The 8,115-nt window shown below is 63.2% G+C and carries 10 protein-coding genes and 1 pseudogene; 4 read left to right on the top strand and 7 right to left on the bottom strand.

Translation table 11 applies throughout. The annotated features are described in order from the left end of the window. From EOA49_RS28595 to EOA49_RS28580, 4 genes and pseudogenes are all read right to left on the bottom strand, one after another. Nucleotides 1–69 (bottom strand): annotated as a pseudogene (locus tag EOA49_RS28595) (30S ribosomal protein S20); the annotation flags it as partial. 246 nt (nucleotides 70–315) lie between these two features. Next, complete coding sequence (locus EOA49_RS28590) at nucleotides 316–1,089, bottom strand: enoyl-CoA hydratase (RefSeq protein ID WP_127240577.1); 774 nt, start codon at nucleotides 1,087–1,089, stop codon at nucleotides 316–318. Nucleotides 1,090–1,129: 40 nt separating this feature from the next. Beyond that, nucleotides 1,130–2,020 carry a bifunctional DNA-formamidopyrimidine glycosylase/DNA-(apurinic or apyrimidinic site) lyase gene (gene mutM / locus EOA49_RS28585; protein WP_127240578.1) on the bottom strand — a complete coding sequence of 297 codons (891 nt, stop codon included), beginning with the start codon at nucleotides 2,018–2,020 and terminating at the stop codon, nucleotides 1,130–1,132. Further along, nucleotides 2,004–3,251: a phosphopentomutase gene (locus EOA49_RS28580; protein ID WP_127243494.1), complete on the bottom strand. Its 1,248-nt coding sequence runs from the start codon at nucleotides 3,249–3,251 to the stop codon at nucleotides 2,004–2,006. Before EOA49_RS28580 ends, mutM begins: the two co-directional genes overlap by 17 nt. 128 nt (nucleotides 3,252–3,379) lie before the next feature. On the opposite strand from EOA49_RS28580, the gene EOA49_RS28575 reads away from it, so the two are divergent. After that, nucleotides 3,380–4,306: a PhnD/SsuA/transferrin family substrate-binding protein gene (locus EOA49_RS28575; protein WP_127240802.1), complete on the top strand. Its 927-nt coding sequence runs from the start codon at nucleotides 3,380–3,382 to the stop codon at nucleotides 4,304–4,306. A 4-nt stretch (nucleotides 4,307–4,310) separates the two neighbouring features. On the opposite strand, the gene EOA49_RS28570 is transcribed toward EOA49_RS28575, so the two are convergent. The 3 genes from EOA49_RS28570 to EOA49_RS28560 all read right to left on the bottom strand — a co-directional run bounded on the left by EOA49_RS28570 (nucleotide 4,311) and on the right by EOA49_RS28560 (nucleotide 6,218). Beyond that, nucleotides 4,311–4,931, bottom strand: a complete 621-nt coding sequence (locus EOA49_RS28570; protein ID WP_095832747.1) for a TadE/TadG family type IV pilus assembly protein — start codon at nucleotides 4,929–4,931, stop codon at nucleotides 4,311–4,313. A gap of 129 nt (nucleotides 4,932–5,060) precedes the next feature. Further along, a complete protein-coding gene (locus EOA49_RS28565) occupies nucleotides 5,061–5,660 on the bottom strand; it encodes a TadE/TadG family type IV pilus assembly protein (RefSeq protein ID WP_095799341.1) in 600 nt (199 codons plus the stop codon). Nucleotides 5,661–5,795: 135 nt separating this feature from the next. Further along, nucleotides 5,796–6,218, bottom strand: coding sequence for a pilus assembly protein N-terminal domain-containing protein (locus EOA49_RS28560; RefSeq protein ID WP_066996418.1), 423 nt, complete (start codon nucleotides 6,216–6,218; stop codon nucleotides 5,796–5,798). Nucleotides 6,219–6,575: 357 nt separating this feature from the next. On the opposite strand from EOA49_RS28560, the gene EOA49_RS28555 reads away from it, so the two are divergent. From EOA49_RS28555 to cpaB, 3 genes are all read left to right on the top strand, one after another. Continuing rightward, on the top strand, nucleotides 6,576–6,749 hold the full coding sequence (locus EOA49_RS28555; protein WP_067324571.1) for a Flp family type IVb pilin: 174 nt from the start codon (nucleotides 6,576–6,578) through the stop codon (nucleotides 6,747–6,749). 171 nt (nucleotides 6,750–6,920) lie between these two features. Next, nucleotides 6,921–7,439, top strand: coding sequence for a prepilin peptidase (locus EOA49_RS28550; RefSeq protein WP_095799342.1), 519 nt, complete (start codon nucleotides 6,921–6,923; stop codon nucleotides 7,437–7,439). Between the two features lie 274 nt (nucleotides 7,440–7,713). Next, the coding region (gene cpaB, locus EOA49_RS28545; protein WP_127243493.1) for a Flp pilus assembly protein CpaB at nucleotides 7,714–8,115 on the top strand (402 nt) is incomplete at its 3' end.

Below are 8,115 nucleotides of genomic sequence, written 5' to 3'. Positions count from 1 at the left end.
GTTCTTGTTGATCGCCGCGCGGCGGGCGATCTTGCGCGTTGCCTTTTTGGCCGAGGACGTATTGGCCATGATGCCTCTCTTCTGATCTGGTGGGCGCCAGCGGGTCGCAGGGCGCAAAAAACAAACGGGCAGCCACGGGCCGCCTCGGTTGGTGCGGCTTATAGTTCAGCTTTTCCGGCGCGTCAACGCCGCTTCGCGGTCTTTTTGGGGCTTGAAGCCGTACCGCGCTGAAACGGGTCCGCACGCCTAAAGCCGTTGTCTTGGTGCATGCCCGGCTTTCTGCCGAAATCGCGGCACGCATTAGGCCGACATGCCCTAGCTGTTGCTGAAATCCGGCTTCCGCTTCTCGACGAAGGCGGCCATACCCTCCTTCTGGTCATCGAGCGCAAACAGCGAGTGGAAAAGGCGGCGCTCGAAGCGCAGCCCCTCGGCAAGCGTCGTCTCGAAAGCGCGGTTGACGGCTTCCTTCGTCATCATCACCGACGGCAGGGAAAACTCGGCGATCTTCGCTGCCGCTTTCAGCGCCTCCTCGACCAGCTCGGCCGCCAGCACCACTCGCGACACCAGTCCGCAGCGCTCGGCCTCGGCAGCGTCCATCATCCGCCCGGTCAGGCACATGTCCATCGCCTTCGACTTGCCGACGAAGCGGGTCAATCGCTGCGATCCGCCCATGCCCGGCATGACGCCGAGCGTGATCTCGGGCTGGCCGAATTTTGCGTTGTCGGCGGCGATGATGAAATCGCACATCATGGCCAGCTCGCAGCCGCCGCCAAGTGCGTAGCCGGCGACCGCGGCGATGATCGGCTTGCGCGCCCGGGTGAGCTCCTCCCACCCGACAAAGAAGTCTCCAGTATAGGCGTCGACAAAGGAGATCGCCTGCATTTCCTTGATGTCGGCGCCGGCCGCGAAGGCTTTTTCCGAACCTGTGAGTACCATCGCGCCGATGCCGGCATCGGCGCCGAGCGTGTTCACCGCCGCCACGATCTCGGCCAGCACCTGCGAATTCAGGGCATTGAGCGCCTTCGGCCGGTTCAGCGTGATCAGCCCGACCTTGCCGCGTGTCTCCACGAGAATGGTTTCATAGGCCATGGCATCGTCTCCTCGCTTCGATTGAGGAGACCGGTCTAGCTCACCGCTGACAGGTCCGGCAATAGAAGGTCGATCGGCCGCTCTGCACGATGCGTTCGATATGGCCGCTGCAGCCCGGCTTCGGACAAGGCTCGCCTTCGCGGTCATAGACCGCGAAGGAATGCTGGAAATAGCCAAGCGACCCGTCTGCCTGGACATAGTCGCGCAGCGAGGATCCGCCGGCGGCGATCGCGTCGGCGATGACAGAGCGGATGGCCGCGGCCAGGCGTTCGCATTGCTCTTTCGCCTTCCTGCGGGAGCCGGCGATGGTGCCGGCTTCGCGCAGCGGCGACAAGCCGGCGCGCCACAGCGCTTCCGACACATATATGTTGCCGAGCCCGGCGATCAGCCGCTGGTCGAGCAACGCGGCCTTGAGCGGCGATCTGCGGCCTTCGAGCAGCGAGGCGAGCAGGGGACCGTCGAGCGCATTGCCGGTCGGCTCGATGCCCAGCCCCGCCAGCATTGGATGCGCGTCCGGCGCGCCTTCGGCAAACAGCATGAAGCCGAAACGGCGCGGATCGTTGAAGATGACGCGGGACCGCTCGCCCTTCGGGGAGTCGACATCGAATACGACGTGGTCATGCGCCTCGCTCTTCGAGCGCTCGTGATGGAAGCTGCCGGGAATGCGGCCGTTGCCAGCGGTTTCGACGCGGAACGATCCCGACATGCCGAGATGGCAGATCAGCACCGGACCGTTTTCGATGTGCATCGTCAGATATTTGGCGCGCCTGCCAAGCGCCGTCACGGTCTTGCCGGCAAGCCGCTCCGAGAACCGTTCGGGAAAGGGAAAGCGAAGGTCTGGCCGTCGCGCCTCGACATTGACGAGCCGCGCCCCTTCCAGGACCGGCTGCAGCCCCCGCCGCACCGTTTCGACTTCAGGCAGTTCGGGCATGGCCGCCTATCGTCGCGAGGAAAGAGGTGCCGTGGCGGCCAGGCGCAAGCCCGAGATGATCCGCGACGGTTTCGCCGATATCGGCGAAGGTCGGCCTGAGCCCGATGTCGCCGCCCTTCAGTCCCGCCCCTATCCCGATCACCGGAACGCGTTCGCGGGTATGATCGGTGCCGCGCCAGGTCGGATCGTTGCCGTGGTCGGCGGTGAGGATGAGAAGGTCACCCGACTTGATGCGCGACAGCGCTTCCGGCAGCCGGCGATCGAAGGCCTCGAGCGCTCCGGCATAGCCGGCGACATCGCGCCGATGGCCGAACTCGGTATCGAAATCGACGAAATTGGCAAAGACTAGATCGCCTTCGCCGGCGTCGTCCATGGCGGAGAGCGCCTTGTCGAACATCGCCATGTTGCCGCCCGCCTTGCGCACCTCCGCGATGCCGCGATGGGCGAAGATGTCGCCGATCTTGCCGACGGCGATGACGTTGCTGCCGCGCTCCGTCAGCCGGTCGAGCAAGGTCGGCTCCGGCGGCGGCACGGCATAGTCGCGGCGGTTGTGGGTGCGCTGGAAGGTGGCGCTTGTCTCGCCGACGAAGGGCCGCGCGATCACCCGCCCGATGTTGAGCGGATCGACCAGCCGGCGCACCGTCAGGCAAAGCTCGTAGAGCCGCTCCAGGCCGAAATGCGTCTCGTGCGCGGCGATTTGCAATACGGAGTCGACCGATGTGTAACAGATGGGCTTGCCGGTCCGGATGTGTTCCTCGCCGAAGCGCTCGATGATCTCGGTCCCTGGCGCATGGCAATCGCCGAGGATGCCCGGCACCTTGCCTTCGCGGATGATCGCGCCGGTCAGCTCGGCCGGGAAGGCGGGCACGGTGTCGGGAAAATAACCCCAGTCGAAACGCACGGGCAGGCCGGCAATCTCCCAATGGCCCGACGGCGTGTCCTTGCCGCTAGAGACCTCCTGGGCAGCGCCATGGAACGACGCGGCAAGCAGCGGCGCGTCGAGGTCGACCGTCAGCCCGGTTGCCGTCTTGGCCGCGCGGGCAAGCCCGAGCGATATCATGTTGGGGACGGCGAGCGGTCCGCGGCGCGGGCCTCCACGATCCGCGCGGCCCTCGGCGCAAGTCTGCGCGATGTGTCCGAATGTGTCGGCGCCGGCATCGCCGTAGCGTTCGGCATCGGCCGCTCCGCCGATGCCGAAAGAATCGAGAACGAATAGGAAAGCCCGCGCCATAGGGGTGCCATCGTGCCAATCTAACCAGCCAGACATAGAGTTCCGCAGCGGCGTTGGCAAATCGGATACCAGACCGCAACGGCTTGGTGCAAAGTGGTGCGGATCGAGGGAGTGCGGCAAGGATGGGCATGGGCGCAAGATCGACGGCAAGCCAGGCATTGAGGACCTGCGCGGCGGCTCTCGCGGTGCTCTCCGCGGCCCCGCCGGCGCATGCCGACTGGCGCGCCGACATCGGGACGTTTCGCATAGGAATCGTCGCCGAGCCTGGAGGCGGCAACACGGTACCTGGTCTGGCGCGCTTGACGGATGCCTATACGAACGCTCTCGGCATGAAGGTCGAGTTCGTGGTTGCTCGCGACTATGCGGCATTGATCGAGGCTCAGGCGAGCGGCCGCATACAGTATGCGGTCTATTCGGCGCTCGCCTATGCTACGGCTTCGGAGCGCTGCGGCTGTGTCGAGCCGCTGGTGGCGCCTGTCGATGCCGATGGAGCCGCCGGCGTCCGTTCCGTGCTGGTGACGCGCGACGGCAAAGTGCCGGGCCTCACAGCGATCGCCTCGCATCGGATCGCCATCGCGCCCGCCGACAATGTCGCCGGTTCCCTCCTGCCGCTGACCGGACTGGCCGGCGAAGGCGTGCGGATCGCGCAGGATTCACCTTTCCTGGCGCGCGCCTCGTCGGCCACCGCGGCCGAGGCGATGCTCGGCGACGGAGAAGCCGACGGCCTGTTCGGCTGGGAGCCTGTCGGCGCCGACGGCCAGCCTACCGACACGGGCGGCACCATCATGCGGCTTGCGGCCGCCGGCGTCCCGAAGACGTCGCTTCGGGTGCTGTGGAGCTCGGCTCCGCTGCGATATGGGCCTCATGTGGTGCGCAGCGATCTCGACGCCGAAGCCAAGCGACGGCTGGCCGTGTTTCTGACCAATCTCAAGTCGCTGACCCCGGATGTCTACGATCTTCTGGAGCCGACGCACTCCGGCGGCTTCGAACTGGCCGTCTCAAAGGACTATGCAACGGCCCTGGCCATCGTGCGGCGGGAAACTGGCGGGGATTAGTCCGTCAGCAGTCGGTGCAAGGAACCGTAGGACCGCGGCGCGGCCTCAGATAGTATGTTTCGCCCATCGATATGTTGTTGAAGGCCGAGGTCAATCCAAGCGTCGACGAACTGTCGGCGGACCAGGTGATGATCGGCTTATAGCCGAGGTCGCTTTCCACCCGGACAAGGAAGGTGTTGCGGATATTCAGCGTCGGCGGAACGGTGGTGGGACTGGTCTTCGCCGCGTCGGCGCTATAGGTGGTGCCCACGAGCTTGCGCGACCAGGCCACCGTCGCCTTGGGCGATGCCTCGTCGGAGATCTGGATCCCGGTGATGATGATCGTCGGCGTGGAGCGATTGTAGGGCTGCAGCGTCGAGGTACCGATCTTCATGATCGCGTCGAGATCGGCCTTCGTGACGCTGGTCTGCTGCGTGACGAGATCCGCCACCATGCTGCCGATGCGGCTGACCTTCTTGCTGGTCTCGATGGCCTGCGAGGCTTCCATCGTGATGAAGTACATGATGAGCAGCACCGGCACGATGAAGGCGAACTCGATTGCCGCGACACCGCGGCGATCGCGGCAAAACCGTGCCGCCTTCGCCACGAAAGCCGAAATTCGTCGCTGTGCCCCCGCACGGTACATATCCTGCCCCCACACCGCCTCAAGTCTCGGCCGGCCGCAATCTTGAAGCATGTCTCCCGAAGTGGACCCGGTTTCGGGAGACATGCCGAAAATCAAAAAGCCAAAGCAGGTCGCCTCACGCGACCTGCTTCAGTCGTCGAATGGTTCGTTCTGCCAGGTCACCGATGCGAAGTGCAGCGTCTTGCCGCCATTCAGATTGGCCATTTGTTTGGCCAGGAAATCGGTGATCACCGGCCATTTGTAGAAAACCCGCAGCATGTTCTTCGATTCCGCCAGCCCGGGCGACACCGTGAAAGTCGTCGAGCTCGTGCCGGTCAGCACGATTTCGCCGTTCTGGATTTTGAAGCCCGCCGCCGCGGCGTCGGCGAAGGTCGGATATTCGCGCAGGTCCACCAGAAGTGAAGCATCTGACCCCGACCCAGGGCAGTTCGTGGCGACCATGATCTCCAGCCTGTCGCAGATCAGCGTCTTGATCGAGGCGTCGGTGACGTTGGCCTTCTTGAGCTGGCCGGTTCGCAGCTGGCGCGCGATATCGTCGGTGGCGTTGGCCATCACTTCCTGGCCGGCGAACGAGATGCAGCTCTCCAGGATGGCGAAAACGAGCAAGGCGAACGGCATGGCCAGCATCGCGAATTCCAATGCCGTGCTGCCGCGCCTATCGCTCAAGAAACCGAGGCGTGCCTTTGCCTCGGCCTTGCCGTCCATGTCACCCTTGGGCGCCCTGCTCATGTTCCGTTCCTGCCGATCCTTGCAATGTCGGCTGCAACCTATCGACCACCCATTGAGGTCCGGTTTGGATCAGCGTTAAACTCGGTGGACTGCCCTTAACCCGCTGTTAACCTGCGGGCGCTTGCGTCCTTAAGCTCAGCGGGCTGCGTTCATTTCCGTTTCGGACGTTTTCTCAGCCTCGCTCTTGTACGAGCTTTCGCAATAGGGCGTGCAGGACATGGTCTGGACTTCGGCGCGTCGATAGATGCGCACCGAGGACGCGGCTTGTCGGACGACCGTCACCTGCTCATCTATGATCGGGCTGCCATCGGAATCGAGCACGACCAGATTGGTCACGCCGAAACCCTTGCCGGTGAGAACGACCGTCGAGGCATCCTGCACGGCGGCATCGGCGATTGCCGGATTGCCGACGACGATCGTATCGGCCGCGCGCGACAACTTGACGATCTTTGCTTGATTCATGGTGACCTCGATGCCGGCGCCGGCGCTGGCCGGCATGACGGATGCGGCGACAGCCAGCAGCGCGACGACTGAAAATGGCGATCTCGACGAGGTCATTGAAGCGCTCCGGAGGGGCAGACTGTTCAACGGAACATGAACGAAATTGGTGAACCGACGGTTAAGCGCCGCATGGCCGCGATAAGGATTGGCCGGCTCGGCGGTCATAAGCCGGAGAGCATACGCTGTTTTAGCGAAATCGCGGATGGGCCGGATCTCCGCGCTTTTCTTGCCCGCCACTCCGCCTCTGGAGGTTTAGGCCACGGTTAACCAAGCAACGGGATCGCCTCCGGAAAGGAATCGGTAAGGGTATTTATTAAGCCGATCGAAAGGGCTTCCCCCTAGATTTGGCACATCCGATCAACCGGCAAGAGAAGTTGACGGAAGTGCTGTAACACGTGGAGTAGGAGCTCTCGAATGTCTAACCTCATCGCACGTTTCGTAAAGGACGAATCCGGCGCGACCGCCATCGAATACGGTCTGATCGCCGCCCTCATCGCGCTCGCCATCATGGTCGGCGCCGGCCAGCTCGGCACTGCCCTGAACACCAAGTTCAAGGCAATTGCCAGCGCGGTCCAAAACTCCAACTAACAACAACCCGAGGACGACGAAGTCGCTCTCGACGAGAAGGGCCGCCTCGAGGCGGCCCTTGTTCGTTGCAGCATCTGGTTGCGCGCGAATTTGATCGTCGGCACTCACCGACCGTTAATGGCGTGTGGCTAGACTGGGCGTGTTACTTTTCTCACGGCATTGTGTTGTCTCATGCTTGAAGCTGTAATCTTCGTCGTCTTTCCATTCTGCATGCTGTTTGCGGCGATCTCCGACATGCTTTCGATGACGATCGCCAACCGCGTGCCGGTGCTGCTCGTGGCGACGTTCGCTCTGGTCGCTCCTTTGACCGGGATGGACTGGGCCATTTATGGCGGGCATTTCGCGGCAGGTGCCCTGGTGCTGGCCGCGACGTTCGGACTGTTCGCGCTCGGCGGCATGGGCGGCGGCGATGCCAAGCTGCTGGCCGCGACCGCCGTATGGATGGGGCTCAACATCAATCTCATCGGCTACCTGGTGACCTCGACATTGATCGGCGGCCTGCTGACGGTTGCCATTCTGGCCTACCGGAAATCGCCATTTGCGGTTTACACCGGCCACAACCGTTTTCTCCGCCATTTCGCCGACGAGACCGCAGGCATTCCCTATGGCGTCGCGCTTGGTCTTGGCGGGCTCCTCACCTTTCCGGATTCTTCGTTGATGGTCTGGGCGCTGGATAGGCTCACGACCTAAAGCATATCGCCATCTTCAGATGCGCTCGGTGCGCTTCGGAGTCTGGCTTTACGCCTACCAAACAGCTTGTTGCCTTCGGAAAATCAGTTTCTGTGACAAGGGTTCTCGCGGCACTTGGCCGCCTTTTTTGTTAACGGCAAGGCGGTTCGGTCCAATTTGAGTAAACGTTAAATTAATCACGATCGTAAGCATTGCATTAACCTTGTTTTGACGATTGCGGCTGCAAAGTCCGGCTTGGCGAGGTGGTTTGCCTTGAGGCGAAGGGTCCGGACGAATGCCAGCATCCCGACTGATTATTCTGAGCGTGGCCGTGGCCGCGGCGGGTGGCGCGGGTTATGTCGCGAAGAACATGGTAGTGGCGCCGCCGGCTCAAGTCGTCGTCAACGCTCCCAAGCAGCCGGCGATCGCGCTGCAGGACGTGCTGGCGCTTTCCGGCGATGTCGCAATGGGCAGCCAGCTCGGTGACAACATCAGGTGGGAGCAGTGGCCGGCGAGCGGCATCAACGCTAATTTCATCACCCGTGCGGCCGAACCGGACGCAGTCGAAAAGCTGAAGGGCTCGGTGGCGCGTGTAGCCATGTATGCCGGTGAGCCGTTGCGGCGCTCCAAGCTGGTCGGCGAGGGGCAGAGCTTCATGTCCTCGATCCTGCCGTCCGGCATGCGCGCGGTCGCGACC

The organism is Mesorhizobium sp. M1A.F.Ca.IN.020.04.1.1 (assembly GCF_003997315.1).
In the GTDB taxonomy this organism is placed as follows: Bacteria; Pseudomonadota; Alphaproteobacteria; order Rhizobiales; family Rhizobiaceae; genus Mesorhizobium.
Note: the sequence above shows the minus strand (reverse complement) of the source record. Positions and strands in the feature narration are given on the sequence as shown.

What these genes read in the sequence shown, in the direction of transcription:
- EOA49_RS28590 (WP_127240577.1), bottom strand. Translation starts at nt 1,089, where the DNA reads ATGGCCTATGAAACCATTCTCGTGGAGACACGCGGCAAGGTCGGGCTG.
- mutM (WP_127240578.1), bottom strand. Translation starts at nt 2,020, where the DNA reads ATGCCCGAACTGCCTGAAGTCGAAACGGTGCGGCGGGGGCTGCAGCCG.
- EOA49_RS28580 (WP_127243494.1), bottom strand. Translation starts at nt 3,251, where the DNA reads ATGGCGCGGGCTTTCCTATTCGTTCTCGATTCTTTCGGCATCGGCGGA.
- EOA49_RS28575 (WP_127240802.1), top strand. Translation starts at nt 3,380, where the DNA reads ATGGGCGCAAGATCGACGGCAAGCCAGGCATTGAGGACCTGCGCGGCG.
- EOA49_RS28570 (WP_095832747.1), bottom strand. Translation starts at nt 4,931, where the DNA reads ATGTACCGTGCGGGGGCACAGCGACGAATTTCGGCTTTCGTGGCGAAG.
- EOA49_RS28565 (WP_095799341.1), bottom strand. Translation starts at nt 5,660, where the DNA reads ATGAGCAGGGCGCCCAAGGGTGACATGGACGGCAAGGCCGAGGCAAAG.
- EOA49_RS28560 (WP_066996418.1), bottom strand. Translation starts at nt 6,218, where the DNA reads ATGACCTCGTCGAGATCGCCATTTTCAGTCGTCGCGCTGCTGGCTGTC.
- EOA49_RS28555 (WP_067324571.1), top strand. Translation starts at nt 6,576, where the DNA reads ATGTCTAACCTCATCGCACGTTTCGTAAAGGACGAATCCGGCGCGACC.
- EOA49_RS28550 (WP_095799342.1), top strand. Translation starts at nt 6,921, where the DNA reads ATGCTTGAAGCTGTAATCTTCGTCGTCTTTCCATTCTGCATGCTGTTT.